The 19,253-nt window shown below is 62.4% G+C and carries 18 protein-coding genes; 9 read left to right on the top strand and 9 right to left on the bottom strand.

The genetic code is table 11. The features are described 5' to 3' along the window. From sufB to CYJ22_RS01085, 7 genes are all read left to right on the top strand, one after another. A partial coding sequence (gene sufB / locus CYJ22_RS01115; RefSeq protein WP_101600423.1) for a Fe-S cluster assembly protein SufB occupies positions 1–1,327 on the top strand: 1,327 nt, incomplete at its 5' end. After that, positions 1,327–2,517: a Fe-S cluster assembly protein SufD gene (gene sufD, locus CYJ22_RS01110; RefSeq protein WP_007589052.1), complete on the top strand. Its 1,191-nt coding sequence runs from the start codon at positions 1,327–1,329 to the stop codon at positions 2,515–2,517. The genes sufB and sufD, both read left to right, overlap by 1 nt. A gap of 16 nt (positions 2,518–2,533) precedes the next feature. Beyond that, positions 2,534–3,286, top strand: a complete 753-nt coding sequence (gene sufC / locus CYJ22_RS01105; protein ID WP_003792331.1) for a Fe-S cluster assembly ATPase SufC — start codon at positions 2,534–2,536, stop codon at positions 3,284–3,286. A 5-nt stretch (positions 3,287–3,291) separates the two neighbouring features. Then, entirely contained in the window at positions 3,292–4,569 is a 1,278-nt protein-coding gene (locus CYJ22_RS01100) for an aminotransferase class V-fold PLP-dependent enzyme (protein WP_101600421.1), read from the top strand. 34 nt (positions 4,570–4,603) lie between these two features. Next, positions 4,604–5,080 carry a Fe-S cluster assembly sulfur transfer protein SufU gene (gene sufU / locus CYJ22_RS01095; protein WP_007589048.1) on the top strand — a complete coding sequence of 159 codons (477 nt, stop codon included), beginning with the start codon at positions 4,604–4,606 and terminating at the stop codon, positions 5,078–5,080. Between the two features lie 10 nt (positions 5,081–5,090). After that, complete coding sequence (locus CYJ22_RS01090) at positions 5,091–5,525, top strand: metal-sulfur cluster assembly factor (RefSeq protein WP_007589100.1); 435 nt, start codon at positions 5,091–5,093, stop codon at positions 5,523–5,525. A 156-nt stretch (positions 5,526–5,681) separates the two neighbouring features. Beyond that, positions 5,682–6,716, top strand: a complete 1,035-nt coding sequence (locus CYJ22_RS01085; RefSeq protein ID WP_007589118.1) for a restriction endonuclease — start codon at positions 5,682–5,684, stop codon at positions 6,714–6,716. Between the two features lie 36 nt (positions 6,717–6,752). On the opposite strand, the gene CYJ22_RS01080 is transcribed toward CYJ22_RS01085, so the two are convergent. From CYJ22_RS01080 to CYJ22_RS01065, 4 genes are read right to left on the bottom strand one after another with little or no spacing between them, the layout of a single operon-like run. Then, positions 6,753–8,438: an AMP-binding protein gene (locus CYJ22_RS01080; protein ID WP_101600419.1), complete on the bottom strand. Its 1,686-nt coding sequence runs from the start codon at positions 8,436–8,438 to the stop codon at positions 6,753–6,755. Between the two features lie 51 nt (positions 8,439–8,489). Further along, positions 8,490–9,386, bottom strand: a complete 897-nt coding sequence (gene ypfJ, locus CYJ22_RS01075) for a KPN_02809 family neutral zinc metallopeptidase (protein WP_101600415.1) — start codon at positions 9,384–9,386, stop codon at positions 8,490–8,492. Positions 9,387–9,401: 15 nt separating this feature from the next. Next, a complete protein-coding gene (gene tgt, locus CYJ22_RS01070; protein ID WP_007589039.1) occupies positions 9,402–10,727 on the bottom strand; it encodes a tRNA guanosine(34) transglycosylase Tgt in 1,326 nt (441 codons plus the stop codon). Continuing rightward, the gene (locus tag CYJ22_RS01065) at positions 10,727–11,413 is read right to left on the bottom strand and encodes a queuosine precursor transporter (RefSeq protein WP_101600413.1); all 687 of its coding nucleotides are present in this window, start codon (positions 11,411–11,413) and stop codon (positions 10,727–10,729) included. Before CYJ22_RS01065 ends, tgt begins: the two co-directional genes overlap by 1 nt. A gap of 142 nt (positions 11,414–11,555) precedes the next feature. Here CYJ22_RS01065 and CYJ22_RS01060 point away from each other — a divergent pair, with 142 nt between their 5' ends. Then, positions 11,556–13,169: an ABC-F family ATP-binding cassette domain-containing protein gene (locus tag CYJ22_RS01060; protein ID WP_007589083.1), complete on the top strand. Its 1,614-nt coding sequence runs from the start codon at positions 11,556–11,558 to the stop codon at positions 13,167–13,169. A gap of 89 nt (positions 13,170–13,258) precedes the next feature. On the opposite strand, the gene CYJ22_RS01055 is transcribed toward CYJ22_RS01060, so the two are convergent. The 5 genes from CYJ22_RS01055 to CYJ22_RS01035 all read right to left on the bottom strand — a co-directional run bounded on the left by CYJ22_RS01055 (position 13,259) and on the right by CYJ22_RS01035 (position 17,809). Continuing rightward, the gene (locus CYJ22_RS01055) at positions 13,259–14,032 is read right to left on the bottom strand and encodes an amino acid ABC transporter ATP-binding protein (protein WP_007589050.1); all 774 of its coding nucleotides are present in this window, start codon (positions 14,030–14,032) and stop codon (positions 13,259–13,261) included. Then, positions 14,029–14,991 carry an amino acid ABC transporter permease gene (locus CYJ22_RS01050; RefSeq protein WP_101600411.1) on the bottom strand — a complete coding sequence of 321 codons (963 nt, stop codon included), beginning with the start codon at positions 14,989–14,991 and terminating at the stop codon, positions 14,029–14,031. The genes CYJ22_RS01055 and CYJ22_RS01050 overlap by 4 nt, the downstream gene beginning before the upstream one ends. Positions 14,992–14,998: 7 nt before the next feature. Beyond that, the gene (locus tag CYJ22_RS01045; protein ID WP_007589081.1) at positions 14,999–15,943 is read right to left on the bottom strand and encodes an ABC transporter substrate-binding protein; all 945 of its coding nucleotides are present in this window, start codon (positions 15,941–15,943) and stop codon (positions 14,999–15,001) included. 96 nt (positions 15,944–16,039) lie between these two features. After that, on the bottom strand, positions 16,040–16,972 hold the full coding sequence (locus CYJ22_RS01040; protein ID WP_101600409.1) for an ABC transporter substrate-binding protein: 933 nt from the start codon (positions 16,970–16,972) through the stop codon (positions 16,040–16,042). A 144-nt stretch (positions 16,973–17,116) separates the two neighbouring features. Then, positions 17,117–17,809 (bottom strand): DUF4191 domain-containing protein, encoded by a 693-nt coding sequence (locus CYJ22_RS01035; protein ID WP_101600407.1) that lies wholly within the window; start codon positions 17,807–17,809, stop codon positions 17,117–17,119. Positions 17,810–17,914: 105 nt separating this feature from the next. On the opposite strand from CYJ22_RS01035, the gene CYJ22_RS01030 reads away from it, so the two are divergent. After that, on the top strand, positions 17,915–19,249 hold the full coding sequence (locus tag CYJ22_RS01030) for a protein kinase domain-containing protein (protein ID WP_007589054.1): 1,335 nt from the start codon (positions 17,915–17,917) through the stop codon (positions 19,247–19,249). Positions 19,250–19,253: the final 4 nt, after the last annotated feature.

Below are 19,253 nucleotides of genomic sequence, written 5' to 3'. Positions count from 1 at the left end.
CCCCACCGGCATTAACGAAGAAATCGTCCGCTTCATCTCTGACGTGAAAGACGAACCGCAGTGGATGCGTGAGCGCCGCCTCAAGGCGCTCGAGCTGTTCGAGCGCAAGCCGATGCCCGCGTGGGGTCCGGACCTGTCTCACGTGGACTTCGATGCATTCAAGTACTACGTGCGCCCCACCGATCGTCAGGTCAACGACTGGGAAGATCTCCCCGCGGAAATCCGCGACACCTACGACCGCCTCGGCATCCCCGAGGCCGAGAAGTCGCGTCTGGTCTCTGGCGTCGCCGCCCAGTACGAGTCTGAGGTCGTCTACCAGCAGATCCAGGAAGACCTGGAGCGCCAGGGCGTCATCTTCACCGACACTGACACTGGCCTGCGCGAATACCCCGAGATCTTCGAGGAATACTTCGGCAAGTGTGTGCCCGCTGGCGACAACAAGTTCTCCGCGCTGAACACGGCCGCCTGGTCCGGTGGCTCCTTCGTGTACGTGCCCAAGGGCGTCCATGTGACGATCCCGCTGCAGGCGTACTTCCGCATTAACACCTCCGCCATGGGTCAGTTCGAGCGCACGCTCATCATCGCTGACGAGGGTTCCTACGTGCACTACGTCGAGGGCTGCACCGCCCCGATTTACGACGAGAACTCGCTGCACTCCGGTGTCATCGAGATCTTCGTGAAGAAGGATGCCCGCGTGCGCTACACGACCATCCAGAACTGGTCGACGAACGTTCTCAACCTCGTCACCCAGCGTGCGATCGTCGAAGAGGGCGGCACCATGGAATGGGTCGACGGCAACATGGGTGCCGCGATCACCATGAAGTACCCGGCCTGCTTCCTCATGGGTGAGCACGCCCGCGGTGAAACCCTGTCCATCGGCTTTGCAGGCCCCGGCCAGCAGCAGGACACCGGCGCGAAGATGGTGCATATGGCGCCTCACACGTCCTCGTCGATCGTGTCCAAGTCCGTTTCGCGCGGCGGCGGCCGCACGTCGTACCGTGGCCTCGTCCAGGTGAACGCTCGTGCCCGCCACTCCAAGTCGAACGTTCTGTGTGACGCCCTGCTCGTCGACAAGATCTCGCGTACCGATACCTACCCCTACGTCGATGTGCGCACTGACGACGTCGAGATGGGCCACGAGGCTACCGTCACCAAGGTGAGCGCCGACCAGCTCTTCTACCTGATGAGCCGAGGCCTCGATGAGAACGAGGCCATGGCGATGATCGTTCGAGGCTTCGTCGAGCCGATCGCCAAGGAGCTACCGATGGAGTACGCCCTCGAGCTTAACCGCCTCATTGAACTGCAGATGGAAGGATCCGTCGGCTGATGACGACCCCCAACACTATTGTCGACACCATGAACAAGGCCCACTCGCACGGGGCCGATGCCGAGAAGGCTCACCCGTCGCGCGCGGACCGTCCGACCTCGTTCGACCTGAACGATATTGCGGTGCCTCACGGCCGCGAAGAGGACTGGCGTTTTACCCCGATGCGTCGCATCGAGCGCCTGTTTGAGCCTGCCAATTACGACGCCGGCGACGCTCCCGTGACGGTTGATGCTCCGGCTCCCGTCGTCGTCGAAACCGTGTCGCGCGACGACAAGCGTCTTGGAACCGTGCTGGCCCCCGGCGACCGCACGGCGGTCGTTGCCTGGAACGGATTCGAGCAGGCGACCGTCGTCGAGATCCCGGCCGAGGCCGAGCTCGACGCGCCCGTGCGCATCAACGTCGCGGATGTCGAAGGCACGCGCGCGCAGCACCTCGTGATCCGCGCCGGCAAGTTCTCCAAGGCGACCGTCATCCTGTCGCACACCGGCTCCGCGCAGGCTGCGCTCAACCAGACCGTCGAGGTCGAGACCGGCGACAGTGCGAACCTGACGGTCGTGTCGCTCCAGGAATGGGACGACACCGTTCTGCACGCCTCGAACCAGCGTCTGGCGCTCGGCCGTGACTCCAAGCTCACGCACATCGTTGTTAGCTTCGGCGGCGACCTCGTGCGCGTGTGTGCCGACACCGACTTCCGCGGCCCCGGCGCCGAGCTCAACATGCTCGGCATCTACTTCGTGGACGGCGGCCAGCACCTCGAGCACCGCGTGTTCGTTGACCACTCCCACCCGAAGTGCTTCTCGCGCGTCACCTACAAGGGTGCCCTCCAGGGCAAGGACGCACACTCGGTGTGGATTGGCGACTGCCTCATTCGCGAGGCCGCTGACGGCACGGACACCTACGAACTCAACCGCAACCTGGTGCTCACCGAGGGCGCCAAGGCCGACTCCGTGCCCAACCTCGAGATCGAGAACGGCGAAATCGAAGGCGCCGGACACGCGTCCGCGACCGGCCGTTTCGACGACGAGCAGCTGTTCTACCTGATGAGCCGTGGTGTTCCTGAGCACGAGGCACGCCGCCTGGTCGTGCGCGGCTTCTTCGCCGAACTGATCAATCAGATCGGCGTCCCCGAGGTGGTTGACCACCTCATGGCAACCGTCGAGGCCGAGCTGGCCAAGTCCCGTAACAACTGAGCTGTAAGGAATACATATGTCGACTCTGCGTATTAAGGATCTGCACGTCTCCGTCGAGACCGCCGAGGGCCCTAAGGAAATCCTCAAGGGCGTTAACCTGACGATTAACTCCGGCGAAATCCACGCCATCATGGGCCCCAACGGTTCCGGTAAGTCCACCATGGCCTACGCTCTGGCCGGTCACCCCGACTACGAGATCACCTCGGGTGAGGCGTGGCTCGACGACCAGCTCATCACCGAGATGAGCGTCGATGAGCGCGCTAAGGCTGGCCTGTTCCTGGCCATGCAGTACCCCGTCGAGGTCGCTGGCGTGTCCGTCTCCAACTTCCTGCGCACCGCCAAGACCGCCATCGACGGTCAGGCTCCGGCTCTGCGCTCGTGGGTGAAGGACATGAAGAGCTCCATGGAGAACCTGCGCATGGACTCCGACTTCGCCGAGCGTGATGTCAACGTCGGCTTCTCCGGTGGCGAGAAGAAGCGCCTCGAGATCCTTCAGATGGAGCTCCTCAAGCCCTCCTTCGCCGTCCTCGACGAGACCGATTCCGGCCTCGACGTTGACGCTCTGCGTATCGTGTCCGAGGGCGTCAACCGCGTCCACGGTGAGACCGGCTGCGGCGTCATGCTGATCACGCACTACACCCGCATCCTGCGCTACATCAAGCCCAGCCACGTTCACGTGTTCGTTGACGGCCGCGTTGCCGCTCAGGGCGGCCCCGAGCTGGCCGACGAGCTCGAAGAGAACGGCTACGACAAGTACCTGGGTCTCTGATCACCGTGTCTACGGACTTCACCGCCGCCGAGCTCGACGCGATTCGATCGGACTTTCCGATTCTGAGTCGCGTCGGGCGCGGCGGCGCGCCCATTGCGTACCTCGACGCATCTGCGACCTCGCAGAAGCCTGCGTGCGTCATCGACGCCGAGGCCGACTTCTACCGCCGTAGCAACGGCGCGGTCCACCGAGGTACGCACCTTCTCGGCGACGAGGCGACCGACGCTTTTGAGAGCGCTCGGGGCACCCTGGCCTCGTTCGTGGGCGTCGCCCCCGACGAGGTCGTGTGGACGAAGAACGCGACCGAGGCGATCAACCTGGTGGCTCTCTCCATGGGACACGCATCGCAGGGGATGGGAGGCTCGGAGTCGGCCGCTCTGCGCGTGGGGCCTGGCGATCGCATCGTGTGCACCCGCGCCGAGCATCACGCGAACATCGTTCCGTGGCAGCAGCTGTGTGAGCGCACGGGTGCCGAGCTCGCGTGGCTGGATCTGACGCCCGACGGCCGAATCGACCTGGAGACTCTCTCCGTCATCACACCGAACACTCGACTGGTTGCGTTTACCCACGTATCCAACGTGACCGGCGCCGTCTCGCCCGTTGCTGCCGTGACGGCGGCCGCTCGCTCCGTCGGCGCTCTGATTCTCCTCGACACCTGTCAGTCCAGTGCCCACATACCTCTGGATCTGTCGACGCTCGACGTTGACTTCGCCGTGTTTTCATCCCACAAGATGCTGGGCCCCACGGGTGCCGGTGCACTGTGGGGACGCCGTTCGCTGCTCGCTGCTATGCCGCCAGTGCTTACCGGCGGTTCCATGATCGAGTGGGTCACCATGGAGGAATCGACCTTCATGGCGCCGCCCGAGCGCTTCGAAGCAGGGTCGCAGCCCGTCGCACAGATTGCTGCATGGTCTGAGGCCCTGCGCTACCTGTCGACACTCGGTATGGACCGAGTGGAGGCCCACGAGCATGCCCTCACTTCCATGATGCTCGACGGTATCTCGTCGATTGACGGGATCAAGGTGCTGGGACCCGACTCAGATGTTGACCGAATCGGCGTCGTTGCTTTCGCGGTGGAAGGGGTTCACCCGCACGACGTCGGCCAGTTCATGGACTCCGTGGACGTGGCCGTTCGCGTCGGACACCACTGTGCGATTCCACTCCATACCTTCTTCCAGGTGCGCTCCTCCGCTCGCGCGTCGGTCGCTCCGACCACCACCGGTGAGGAAATCGAACGCCTCGTCGATGGCCTGTCGAAGGTGCGCGGCTTCTTCGGTCAGTAGAATTGCTAGCAATCGGTGGGTACGAAAGGAAACCATGGGCAGTCTTGAACAGTTGTATCAGCAGGTGATCCTGGATCACGCTCGTGAGAAGCACGGCGCGGGCGATCCGTCGGGCATGGACGCGTCCTCGCACCAGGTCAACCCCACGTGCGGTGACGAGGTCACCCTCGGAGTCACGCTCGACGGCGACCACCTCGCTGCCCTCCAATGGGACGGCGACGGCTGCTCGATCTCGCGCGCTTCGCTGTCCATGATGACCGACCTGACCGAAGGCAAGTCTGCCGAGGAAATCGGTCGTCTCTACCGAGACATGGAAGTCATGATGCACTCGCGCAACCTCGGCGTCGACGACGAAATTCTCGACGACCTGGGGGACGCGGCCGCTCTGGAATCCACCTCCCAATTCGCGAATCGCGTCAAGTGCGCCCTCCTGGGGTGGTACGCGCTGCGCGACGCGATGGCAAAGTCTGGTATCGATATCTCCACTGCGGGCGAGCCCGCCGATCAGTAAAGGAACAGGAATGAGTAACCCGATGGCTCAGTCTGAGCCGGTTGAGCAACGCTTCGGCGCGCCCGCCCAGCCGGAAACTCCGAGCGCCGAGGTGCCCACTCGCCAGATCGACGGCACCGACGTCATCGAGCAGGGAACGCTTGCCGCAGAAAACGTGCTGGAAGCCCTCAAGGACGTCATCGACCCCGAGCTCGGCATCAACATTGTCGATCTCGGCCTCGTCTACGGCGTCGTTATTGGCTCAGAGAACCAGGTGCGTCTCGACATGACGCTGACATCCGCGGCATGCCCGCTCACCGATGTGATCGAGCGTCAGGCACAGACGATCCTGTCTGGGGTCACCGACGAGGTGCAGATCAACTGGGTCTGGATGCCGCCGTGGGGTCCGGATCGCATCACGCCGGACGGCCGTGAGCAGCTGCGCGCGATTGGCTTCAACGTCTGACAAGTGACAAGATGTGTGTCCCCGGTGCCCCTCGGCGCCGAGGACACGCATCTATGCAGGGACTGCCCTATCCGAACGCCTATCGTCTGCGCCCTCCACATATTCGCGGTAACGTGACCGTGGCGACATTGGAGCAAGAGAAGGTGAGGTGTAGCCATGAGCGTGTGGATGGTCCGGGCTGGCCACGGCGGAATATACGCACAGCTGTGGAGAGACACGGGTATCGTCGCGATCCGCTGGACTTTTGGCGGCCGGGATGTTCGCGGTATGAGCTACGAACAGCTCCGCGACGCACACGCGCTCGCTCATCCCACAGAGTCGGCCGCATCGGTGATTTCTGCGGCCTCCCAGGTGCACCATTTCCTGGCGGACATGACGGAGGGCACCCGCGTCGTGACCTATGATCCCGGCACTCGCGAGTACCTGATTGGCCGCGTGACCGGGGACTGGTACGAGTCCACCGATGACGAAGTATCTTACGTGCGTCCCGTCCAGTGGTACGGGGCAGCGAGCCGTGATGCGCTGCCCACGGATGCCCGCGCACGCCTCGGCGCCGGCACCACAATCTTCCGAATCTCCGAGGAAGTGGCGGCCGAGCTCGCCCGTGCGGCAGGCGTTCAGGGATGGGGAGGAGCGCCACAGGTCCAGCGCACTAGCGGTGACGTCCAGGTGGTCGAAAACTCACGTGTGGACGAGACGCAGCCTGTTGGCCTCGATGATGATGCTCGGGCTGCATCGGCGGAAGACGGCATCGAACGCATCAAGGACCGCGTTCTTGACCTCGAGTGGGATCAGATGGAAGCGCTCACCGCTGGCCTGCTGCGCGCGATGGGATACTACTCGCGCATCACGGCACGAGGACCGGACGGTGGTCGCGACGTCATCGCAACGCCGGACGCACTCGGCCTCGAGTCGCCGCACATCGTCGCTGAGGTCAAACACCGCAAGAGTGCGATGGGAACGCCAGAAATTCGTTCGTTCATCGGCGGGCTGCGCCCCGGAGACCGAGGCCTCTACGTCTCGACGGGAGGCTTCACCCGCGATGCACGCCTGGAGGCTGATCGCTCGAATATTCCGGTGCGCCTGATCGACCTGGACGACTTCGTGCGGCTGTACACCGACGTGTACGACCGGGTGGATGAAGAAACACGGGCGCTCCTGCCCCTGGTGCGTATCTGGTGGCCCGCCTAGACCCGAAGCGTTCGGCGGCAGTCCACCCAGACGAAGTCAGCGTCCGAGCCTCTCGCGCACGAGCTGAGCAACCTTGCGGCGCAGGATCTTACCCATCTGGTTACGGGGAAGCTCGGCGATGACGACCAGCTGACGGGGGAGTGCGTAGTGGGCGATCGTCTTCTCAGCCCAGGCACGCACCTCCTCGAGCGTGAGTGGCGCGCTGCCGTCTTCCATGATGACCGCTGCAGCGACCTCTTCTGTCGCGTCGGACACAGGTACACCGACAACAGCGACGTCGGCGATGGCCGGATGGGAACGAATTGCCGCCTCCACCTGTGATGGGTACACGTTGAAACCGCCGGAAAGAATCAGCTCCTTCTTGCGGTCCGCCATTGTGATGAACCCATCGTTGTTCACTCCGATGTCACCGGTTTTGAACCAGCCCTCGGAGGTGAAGACGCGCGCACTCTCGTCCGGAGCGTCGAGGTAGCCGTCGAAGACCTGGGGCCCGCGCACAATGATCTCGCCGGGCTGGCCGTCCTCGACGTCAACGGTGTCATCCTCGAGGGAGACGAGGCGCAGCTGCGTGGAAGGGAAGGGCACCCCGAGCACGCCGTGGCGGCGCTTGTCGGACAGGGGAGCGCCCGTGAGCACCGGAGCGGTTTCGGACAGGCCATAGCCTTCGACAATCATGCCGTCCGTGGCTTCTTCCCACTGCTCAGCAAGCGCGGTCGACAGAGGCATCGCGCCCGCCACGGAGTAACGGATGGAGGAGATGTCCGTGTGCGTCTTGCGCGCCTGGCGCAGGATGCGCTCGAACATCGGAGGGACGCCGACGAAGAAAGACACCGGACGACGTTTGTGGGCGTCGAGGGCCATCTGTGCGTCAAACTTGGGGAGGAGGACCTGCGTCGCCGCCTTACGGACCGCGGCGCACAGGAAGAAGGTCAGCCCAAACGCATGAAAGTAGGGGAGCAGAGAGAAGAACGTCTCAGCGCCCTCGTGTAGCTTCCACACCCAGAACATGCACTGATTGACGTTGACGCCGATGTTGCGGTGCGTGAGGGGAGCGGACTTGGGAACGCCGTTGGTGCCAGACGTGTGCAGGATGACGGCGCGGTCGCTCCCAGACGGCAGCGGATGGGATGACGCAATCGGAGTCGACGAGGCAACAGCGCGGTCCCACGATCGTGTCCCCGACGGAACGGGCCCGCGCAGCTGGTCGCGCGTCTGACGTGCCCGAGCGACGGGGAGCGTGAGCAGGAAGCGCTGCGAGGCGGGCATTCCATACGAAATATCCACCGTGAACACGGTGTTCAGGACATCGAGAGGATAGGCGTCGACACACTTTTCCCAGACGATTGCGACCGTACCGCGATGGCGAGCCAACTGCCCCGCAACCTCCGCAGTGGGCGCTAGCGGGTTGTGCTGCGCAGCAACAGCTCCGATACGCATGCAGGCATAGAAAGCGACAAAAGCCTGTGGGCAGTTGGGAAGCGCGATAGCGACCGTATCCCCGGCGCGCACCCCGGCCTCGTGCAGGACCTGCGCGGCCTTCAGCACCTGATTACGAACCTGTGAGTAGGTGGTCGTTGCGCCAAAGTAATCAATGGCGACCCGATCCGGGTACAGGCGCGCAGCATCATCTAACAGGCTGTAGAGGGACTTCTCTGGAACGGGCACCTCGTAGGGGACCGCATCGTACATGTCGTGAGCTTGCTCAACGATGCTGCGTGTCATGTCTTCCTCCTGCGGATCGGCGCACTCAATTGTACCGAGCCACAGAATTCCTCACACCCGAGACGCACTCCAGGTGTCACAGGTCGAGATATCGCCCGTGTCGAGGCCACGCTGCAGCCACGTCGCACGCTGCTCGGCGCTACCGTGCGTCCAGCTCTCCGGGTTGGAGGTGCCCTGGTACTTGGTCTGCAAACGATCGTCACCGATAGCTTCGGCGGTTTGGAGCGCGCCCAGCACCTGATCGGCGGTGGGCGTCTTCAGATAGGGCGTCCCCGTCGCGGGATCGGGAGTATTCGAAGCCCAATGCATCCACACCCCCGCGTAGCAGTCCGCCTGCAGCTCGCTGCGGACGCCGGCGCCCTGTGCGCCCGTCTCACGCGTGTCGTGGACACGGAAAACTCCCTGAAGATTCTGGATGTGATGCCCCCACTCGTGGGCCACAACGTACTCCTGTGCGAGCACGGAATCGGAGGCACCGTACTGGGAGACCATGTCGTTGAAGAAACCGAGATCCAGGTAGACGGTGGAGTCCCCGGGGCAGTAGAACGGACCAACTGCGCTCGTAGCGCTACCGCACGCGGTCGACACCGAATCCGAGAAGATCTGGAAGTCGGGAAGCTCGTAGGTCACGCCGGTGTTTTGAGTGGAGAGCTGCGTCTTCCACACCGCGTCGAGGGATTGTGCGGTCGCCACCATACGGCACTCGACGCGCTGGTTCGCATCTGCGCCCGTCTGACACGAGGAGACGTCCACCGATGATCCAGACGAGGACGAGGTCTGCGGCGACGACGACAGGAGGCTCGTCAGGTCAATTCCCGTGAAGTAGGAAAAACCGATAATCAGAAGAACCCCGAGGAGGGAGCCTCCGCCGGCGCCCGCGACCTTTCGTCCGGCACCGGACGTTCTGACACGGGATGGATCCAAGCGAATATTGTCGTTAAAGCTCATGGCTGCTCCCAACTGTTAGCGGCGTCGACCGGCTTCGTAGCGGCCGAGCATATCAGAACGGAATTCATCAAAACACCCCTCCTCAATCGAGGCGCGGATGCCGTCAACGAGACGCAGGGTAAACCACTCGTTGTGAATCGTGGCCAGCGTCGCCGACAGAATCTCTTTGGCCTTGAAGAGATGATGGAGGTAAGCGCGCGTGTAGTGCGTGCAGGTGTAGCATCCGCAGCCCTCGACAAGCGGGGTGAAATCACGCTTGAAGCGGGCGTTGGTGATGTTGAAACGCCCATCGGGGGTGTAGATAGCTGCATTACGCGCCACGCGTGACGGGTTGACGCAGTCGAAGGTGTCCGCCCCTGCGGCCACACCCGCAAAGAGATCCTCCGGCTCGGAGATACCGAGCAGGTGACGTGGACGATCCTCGCCCAGCTCCTCGCACACCCACGACACGATGGTGCCGAGATTTTCCTTTTCGAGAGCACCGCCGACGCCAAATCCGTCGAAGCGCTGGCCGTCTACTTCCATGTCGGCCATCGTGCGTGCGGCCGATCGGCGAAGGTCCTCCCACTGTGCACCCTGAATGACGCCCCATAGCTGCTGATACGGCTTGTGGGAGCGTTCGTCGGTGAGGCGCTTGTGCTCGGCGAGGCAGCGCGCCGCCCAGGCGTGCGTGCGCTCAAGCGACTCTTCCTGGTAGGAGCGCGGGTGCAGGAGGCTCGTGAGCTCGTCGAAGGCAAACATGATGTCGCTGCCAAGCTGGTGCTGGATCCCCATCGACACCTCGGGATTGAAGCGATGCTTCGTGCCGTCGATATGGCTGGAGAAGATCACGCCGTCGTCGTCGACGACCGCATTGGAGGCTTTGATGGCCTGCATCTGGACCTTTGGGTCGGTTGGGTCGGCTTTTCCGGAGAACTCCTGGGAGAGAACCTTCTTGAAGCCGGCGCCCAGCGACAACACCTGGAAGCCGCCGGAATCTGTGTAGGTGGGACCCGACCAGTTCATGAACTGTCCGAAGCCGCCTGCCTCGTCAACGATGTCAGAACCGGGCTGCAAATACAGGTGGTAGGCGTTGGCGAGCACAGCTTGCGCACCCAGTCCTCTCACCATCTCGGGAGTGAGTGCCTTGACGTTCGCTTTCGTGCCAACGGGAATGAAGGCCGGGGTGCGGATGTCTCCGTGTGCTGTATGCACAACGCCGGTGCGCCCGAGACCGCCGTGTGCGTCGAGGCGGCGTCCGATCGTGAAACCACGGTCGGGGGAGTGGCCTCCCGACGAGGCCGGGGCCTCGAAAGGAGTGAGTTGCTCGGGAGCGGGAGAGGACAGCCAGTTCTCATTCATCAGTCGAAGACCTCATCTTTCTTGAGGCCCTCGGTGCGGCGGATGGCGGCAATGACCGGGTAGGTGAGGGGCAGCAGGACGACCTCAAGGAGAACCTTGTAGAAGTAACCGGTGACCGTGTAGTTGATGAAGTTCCCCAGCGTCATTTCGCCGTAGAACAGAATCGTGCAGAACAGGATCGTGTCTGCAGCTTCGCCGACGATTGTCGAGCCGATGAGTCGAGCCCACAGGTGCTTCGCGCCCCAGCGGCGGCGAATCCACACAAGTACGTAGGAGTTGAGGAGCTGACCCGCCAGGTAGCCAACGAGTGATGCCAGAACCGCGTGCCACACGACGCCGAGAACAGCCGCGAAGGCATCCTGATTCTCGTAATCGGGGGCGGGAGGCAGGTACTGAACGATAAAGAACGTCAGGGACGCCAGAAGCGAAGCAACAAAACCCATGATGATGACGCGCCGCGCGCGTGCGAATCCGTACACTTCTGAGAGCACATCGCCGATGATGTACGTCAGCGGGAAGAGGATCGCGCCTCCGTCGAAGATGAGATAGTGCGTGGACGTGCCGAGCATGAACGCCTTGGTCGCGGCGATATTCGAGATGAGCAGCAGCGCCACGAAGGCAACGGAGACGATGTCGAGGGCGCGCGTGGGGCGCGCCGATCCAGACGGAATGGGGCTGTCAGACATGGTGTGAAACCTCGCTGGGTGAATCAAAAAACGGTAATACTCAGCATCCATTGTGCCTGTTCGTCGTGCGGTAGCGCGCATCGGGGGGCCTACCGGCGTGGGTTGATTCGCCCACAGGCACCCCTCCCTCTACTCTTGGAGGGTGATTAACGTCCAGGATTTTTCATTGCGTATTGGCGCCCGTGAGCTCGTCAACCATGCGAGCTTCCGCATCGATAAAGGCATGTGCATCGGTCTCGTCGGCCGTAATGGTGCCGGTAAGACGACGACGATGCGTCTTCTCGCTGGCGAAGCTGATCGCGGTGGGGCAGCCGAATATACGGGGACAATCACCTCCAACGGTACTGTTGGCTACCTCGCGCAGGATACGCACGTTGGTGACCCACAGATGAAGGCACGTGATCGCATCATTTCGGTACGTGGGATCGACTCCATCATCGCGCGGATCCGCAAGGCTGAACACGAGATGTCCACGACTGAGGGCGCTCGTCAGCAGCGCGCGATGGAACGCTACGTCAAGCTCGACCAGCAGTTCACCAACTCCGGTGGATGGGCGGCCAACGCCGAGGCCGCCCAGATTGCCCACTCTCTCGGCCTCGAAGACCGTGTCCTGGACCAGACTCTCGACACGCTGTCGGGCGGCCAGCGTCGCCGTGTCGAGCTCGCGCGCGTGCTGTTTTCGAACGCCGACGTGCTGCTCCTCGACGAACCCACGAACCACCTTGATCACGACTCGATCGTCTGGCTGCGTGACTGGATCAAGACATTCCCCGGCGGCGTCATGATCATCTCCCACGACGTCAAGCTGCTCGGCGACACCGTCAACCAGGTGTTCTACCTGGACGCCAACCGAGCCCAGATGGACATCTACCACCTGGGGTGGTCTGCCTATCTCAAGCAGCGCGAAGAAGACGAACGCCGTCGCCGCAAGGAGCGCGCGAACGCCCTGAAGAAGGCCGAGCACCTCAAGGCGCAGGGCGAGAAAATGCGGGCGAAGGCCACGAAGGCTGTCGCAGCTCAACAGATGCTGCGCCGCGCTGAGGAGCTTTTTGCCCAGGCCGGTGCCGAGGTTGCTCAGGAGAAGGTCGCACGCCTGCGCTTTCCGGATCCCCTTCCTTCGGGGCGTGTGCCTCTTACCGCCGAGGGACTCTCCAAGTCGTACGGTTCGCTTGAAGTGTTCACCGGCGTCGATCTCGCGATCGACCGCGGCTCCAAAGTGGTCGTCCTCGGTCTGAACGGCGCCGGTAAGACGACGCTGCTGCGTCTGCTCTCCGGCATCGAAGAACCCGACTCAGGACGCGTCGTGCCCGGTCACGGGCTCAAGCTCGGCTACTACGCACAGGAACACGAGACCCTCGACGACAGCCGTACCATCCGTGAGAACATGGCCGAGGCAGCGCCAACCCTCGATGACACGCACGTGCGCAACATCCTCGGTCAATTCCTGTTCCAGGGCGACGACGTCGAGAAGCCAGTGTCCGTTCTGTCCGGCGGTGAAAAGACACGACTTGCTCTCGCGACCCTCGTCGTTTCGGGTGCCAATGTCCTTCTCCTCGACGAGCCGACCAACAACCTCGACCCCGCCTCGCGTGAGGAGATCCTTGCGGCCCTGCGCGACTACGAGGGCGCCGTCATCCTCGTCACGCACGACCCTGGCGCTGTCACGGCCCTTAACCCCGAGCGCGTCCTGCTGTTGCCCGACGCGGATGAGGACCTGTGGGACGACAGCTACCTGGATCTCGTTACCCTCACCTGACAGCAACATCGCCACGACGACGCCCACTGTGGCGCGGCGACGACAAAGGCCGGGACTGGGAACACCCAGCCCCGGCCTCGTCGTAAGCCTTAGAGCACCTTGGAGAAGAACTCCTTCGTGCGCTCCGACTGTGGATTGTCAATGACTTCGGAGGGGGCTCCGGCCTCGACGATGACGCCGCCATCCATGAAGACAACCTGGTCGGCGACCTCGCGGGCGAAGCCGATCTCGTGCGTCACCACCGCCATTGTCATGCCGGATGCGGCCAGGTCCTGCATGACCTGGAGAACCTCACCGACCAGTTCGGGGTCGAGCGCGGAGGTCGGCTCGTCGAAGAGCATGATCTCCGGATCCATGGCGAGCGCACGGGCAATCGCGACACGCTGCTGCTGACCTCCGGACAGCTCGGCAGGGTAGTGGTCCGCGCGATCAGCAAGCCCCACTCGATCGAGAAGCTCAAGAGCCTGAGCGCGTGCCTCGCTCTTTGAACGCTTCAGGACCTGAATGGGCGCCTCCATGACGTTTTCGAGTGCGGTCTTGTGCGGGAAGAGGTTGAAGCGCTGGAACACCATGCCGATTCGAGAACGCTGAGCAGCGATCTCCTTATCGTGACGCTCGTGCAGGACGCCATTCTCGTCCTCGCGGTAGCCGAGCAGCTCGCCGTCCACGAACACGCGTCCGGCGCTGATGTCCTCGAGCATGTTCAGGCAGCGCAGGAGCGTCGACTTGCCCGAGCCCGACGGGCCCAGGATGACGCAGACCTCGCCGGAAGCAATATCCAGGTCGATGCCCCGCAGGACGTGTAGGTCGCCGAAGAACTTGTGGACTCCGCGAACGGAGACCATGGGCGTCGTGGTCGTCATGGTGTCACATCCAAAAACTTGAGCTTGGTGGCTGTGGCTTCGTCATCCTCATCGGTGGAGGAGGATGCGGCGGGGGAGTCCGTCCCGGCGTTGTCGCGACGCTCGAAGCCCTTACCGTAGTACTTCTCAATAAAGGACTGAATCCACATGAGGAGACTCGTAATAACGAGGTACCAGATCGCTGCGGCGATCAGGAGCGGTACCGGTGCAAACGTCGCCTGTCCGCGCTGACGCGCGATGAATGTTAGTTCGAGGGTGAAAGGGATCGCCGAGACCAACGAGGTCGTCTTGAGCATCGAAATGGTTTCGTTGCCGATCGGCGGCACAATCACACGCATCGCCTGCGGCAAGATGATGCGACGGAAGATCGTCGCGCGCGGCATGCCCAGCGCTGTGGCGGCCTCCCACTGGCCCTTGGAGACGCTCAGCAGACCCGCACGCATGATCTCCGCGAGGTATGCGCCTTCGTTCAGGCCGAGGCCGATGAATGCCATCCAAAACGGCGTGAAGTACGTTGCCGTATCAAACGTGATTTCCCATCCCCACAGTGAGCCGAGGAAGGGTACGCCGAAAGACAGCGTCGGATACAGGGTGGGAAGCAACGACCAGAAAATCAGCTGCGTGTAGATAGGCGTCCCACGGAAGAACCAGATGTAGGCCATCGCGACCCAGCGCAAAACCGGGTTCACGGACTGACGCATGATCGCCATCGTGATGGCCAGGGCGGTGCCAACAACCATCGCGAGGACCGTCAGAATGATCGTGAAAAGCACGCCCTGCATGATCGAACGCGAGAACAGCCACTGGAAGACGACCTGCCACTGAAAGTTCGTGTTCGTCACCAGCGCGTGGACCGCCATCGCCGCAAGGATTGCCGCGACGATTGCGCTCGCCCACCTGCCCGGCCGGGGAACCGGCTTCGCGTCGATCAGCTCAACGCCGTTTTTGATGGTTGCCATGAGATCCTCAGTCGTTCGTCGCCGGGTTCAGCTCGGCGGTGGTCAGCGCAGCGTTCTCGGCGCCGTACGTTGCCAGAATGTCCTTCAGGTAGCCGTTGTCCATCAGGTACTGCATCGCCTTCTGGACGGCCTGCGTCAGCTGCTCGTCGTTTTTGTTGACGGCCACGCCCTGAGGGGCTGACTCGACGACGCCGCCGACCTGCTCGATCTTGCCGCTCGAGAGATTTGCGGTGTAACCGATGACCGTCGAGTCGGCGAAGGTGGCGTCGTACTGGCCGCCAATGACCTTCGTTGTAATGTCGGTCTGCAGGTCGTGCGGCATGATGGTGATCTTGTCCTTGCCGTTGGCAACGCACTGCTCGGAGAGTTCGGTTGCGTAGTCTTCTTGCGCTGTGCCGGTCTGGACGCCGATCGTCTTGCCGCAGGGGTTGGTCGGATCGAAGTTCTTTGGGTTGCCGGCGGCCACTCCGTAGGCGGAGCCCACCTCAACGTAGGAGATGAGGTTTGCCTGCTCCTCGCGTTCGGAGGTGATCGTGAAGGAGGAAATGCCCACGTCAAACTTGGTGCCCAGAGCCGGAATGATGGTCGGGAACTCGGCGTGGTTGGTCGTTCCCTCGTTCAGGCCCATGACCTTGGCGAGCGCCTTGTTGATGTCGACATCGTAGCCCTGCGCGGTCTGCGAATCGTCACCGAGGAACTCCGCGGGCGCGTAGTCGGCGGAGGCGCCGTTACGCAGCGTGCCTCGCTCCTTGACCTCGTCGGGAACGAGCGCGGCGATTTCGTCGACGGTCGGGATCTTCGACACGTCGTACGAGGCCGTGGTTGCCGCGGCCGAGGAGCTGTCCGATCCGCTGGTCGACGAGTTGGTCGACGTCGGATCCGCGCAGGCGGCGAGGGGGAGAGCAGCTGCGGCTGCGAGGACGATGAGGGCGTGTGCCTTCGAGATAGTCATGATCTGCCTTCCGACGGGAGCGGGCCGTAGCCCGTGATTGCTACCATTATGCACCCATATGCATTTAAATGCATATTATGCGTAGTGTGCCACGAGTCAGTCGATGCTCGGGTTGAGTGCAGCTGTCGTCAGTGCTGCATTCTCGGCGCCGTAGGACGCCAGAATGTCATTGAGGTAGCCGTTGTCCATGAGGTACTGCATGGCCTTCTGGACCGCTTCGGCAAGCTGCGCATCATCCTTCGCGACCGCCACACCCTGCGGCGCCGACTCGAAGGTGTCGCCAAGCTGCTCAATCTTGCCGGCAGACTGTGAGCTCGTGTAGCCAATGACCGTTGAGTCGGCGAGGGTCGCGTCGTATTGACCGCCGATCAGCTTGGTGGCGATATCCGTCTGAAGCTCGTGAGGCATGACGGTGATCTTTTCCTTGCCAGCCGCAACGCACTCGTCGGAGAGGGTGGCCGCGTACTCCTCCTGAGCAGTGCCAGTCTGAACTGCGATGGTCGAGCCGCACGGATCGGACGGGTCAAAGTTCTTCGGATTGCCAGCGGCGACGCCCCATGCGGATCCGACATTCAGGTAGGAGACCATGTTGACTTGCTGCTCGCGCTCGGAGGTAATGGTGAACGATGAGATGCCCACGTCGAACTTCGTGCCGAGAGCGGGAATGATCGTCGGGAATTCCGAGTGCTTCGTTTCTCCGGCATTCAAACCCATGACCTTGGCGAGCGCCTTGTTGATGTCGACGTCGTATCCGATGGGGGTCTGTCCGTCGGTGTCCATATATTCGGCGGGTGCGTATCCGGTTGACGCTCCGTTGCGCAGGGTGCCCCGTTTCTTGATGTCGTCAGGAACGAGTGCTGCAATCTCGTCGACGGTCGGAATCGTGGACACGTCGTAGGATGCCGTGCGTGACGCGGTTGCCGACGGGGCGTTCTCGGAATTGCTGCTTGTCGTCGGATCTGCGCAAGCCGCCATTGTGGTAACTGTGCCGGCCAGGGTGAGCGTGGCGAGAATCTTCTTCGTGTGCATGATTATGTTCCTCAGTATCCGTGTTTCAGCGGTGATCCTGTACTGAATATGCAATCATGCGCATACTATGCATGTCGAACGAGTCTCGTATTGTGGATGCATAAGTGGGCAAGCACTCGGTGCTTGCCCACTTATGACAGTTGCTCAGTTGCCGCGAAGCGCTCGGCGTGACGGCTTGGCGCGGAGAGGATCGATGCCCTTCGGAATGGGAGGCTCGCCCGATCGGAGCGCATTGATGCGTGCGGACACCTGAGGAACTTCCTCGGGAGTCAGGATGTTCTTGAGCTTACGCAACTCGCGCTGAAGATCCTTCAGTGCGACCTGCCCCTCGTCGCGACCGACCTGAATCTGGTGAATGGGCACGTTACGCATGACCTTCGCAACTCGCTTCGACTCGGCCTGCAGAAGCGGGCGCACGCGCGATGAGGGGCCCTCGGAAATGAGGACAACACCGGCGCGGCCCACGATGCGCCAGACGAGGTCCTGCTCGCGGGTGTAGGCGATGGGCTGCTCGGGGATGACCCAGCCGCGCTGAATCTGTGACAGCGCAACCTTGACGGCTCCAGCGGTCTCCTCGACCTGGGAATAGAGTGCCCGGCGCGCCAGAAGGCTCAAAAGAGCAAGGGCTGCGGTGAACGCTCCCATGATGCCGACGAGGAGCCAGCCGATCCATGACATGTTGGTCAGCCAAGCCACCAGCATGAAGATGGCAATGACCGCTGCGGCCGTTCCGAGAAGCATCCACGGAAGTGCCGGGTAGGAGCGTTTGGTCAGTCGGTATGCGTCGAGAACGTTCTGATAGAAGCGCCTCTTGCCGGGGGGATTTGATTCACTCATAGCCTCATTATTGTACGTGCAATTGATGATCGAAAGTCCACCCGCCCGACCAGGCACTTTGTGACATGAGTTGCATCACATTATCTGACTTTGGACAATAAGGGCATGAACATTGGCGGTTACGAGATCGGACAAGTGTTTCACATTGGCAGCACCGGCCCGATGTGGAGAACGCGCACCGACGCGGGTGAGGCTTTGGTTGCGATCCGGTCGCCGAATGAAGGAGACCGGTGCCTCGCACGCTGGAAGGCGTGGGCCTCGATCACGTCTCGGCATGTGGTGGCTCTGCGCGACGTCGTGCGCTCGGAGGACGGCAGATGGGCGATTGTTCAAGACTACGTGCCCGGACGGACACTCGATGCGGAGCTTGGATCACCCGACCTGCGGCCAATAGCTACACGGCGCCAGATCCTGCATGGGATTGCGGCCGGGGTCAGCGCCCTCCACGGTGCGGGAATCGCACACGGAGATCTCACCCCAGCAAACATCATCATCACGCCCGAAGGTCGCGCTGTCATCATCGATCTCATCGACGACATTGGTGAAGGCGAGGGGACGCCGGGGTGGAGCCTCGAAGCCGCGGGTAGGGAGGCAGACCGTCGGTGCCTCCGACAGATTGCCTCGCTGTTAAACATGAACGAGGAGCTCACGACGCTCGGATGTGATGAATCGTCCACGAGTGGCTCAGCTGTCACGCTCACGGTGAGTGACCCAGAGGAGCACGTCATCTCGCGCGAACCTGTTGATCCTGGGCGCGTCATTGCTGAGTTACGGGCCGCTGCATTGCGTGAAGACACACTCACTGATGATGCGGTGCGAGTGCATGGCGCAGAATTCGCGTCCGATGAACGCCGCCGCTCCGCGCTGCGCTTCAGACCATCATGGGGAGTGGGTGTTCTTGCCGGTGGCGTCGTTGCGATTGTGCTCGGCCTGTCGATCATGGCGTATGGAGTGTGGGGCAGGGGCACTCAGGACGGACCCGAGGCATCGCCACGATCATCTGAAACTGCATCCAGCGCAGGGGCGCCGACATCCTCGAACATGTGTGAGCCCGCCGCACTGGCTGACACGATTAGCCGTGCCATTGCCACGCGTGACCGCGCCGTGATGGATGGCGATGTCTCAGTGCTCGGGTCCGTCCTCGGCGGCGAGCTCCTCGCACAGGACACACAGCGGATCGAAACGATGCTCTCCGAAGGCGTGCGGGTGCGCGCGCTCTCGTCAACGATTGACAACGTCGCTGTGATCTCCTGTGAGCAAGGGGCTATCGACGTGGGCGCAACACTCATCGTTGAGTCGTCGCAGACGTGTCGCGCCGATGCATGCGAAACGCATGACACTCCCACAGCGACAGAACTTCTTATCCGTGTCGATCCGGTATCGGGCAAGGTGGTGAAAGCCGAACCTGCGCAGCCCAGCGGTCAACAGAGTGGCTCGTGATCAG

It is taken from the genome of Schaalia odontolytica (genome assembly GCF_002847525.1).
In the GTDB taxonomy this organism is placed as follows: Bacteria; Actinomycetota; Actinomycetes; order Actinomycetales; family Actinomycetaceae; genus Pauljensenia; species Pauljensenia odontolytica_B.
This window is presented reverse-complemented; position numbering and strand designations above follow the sequence as displayed.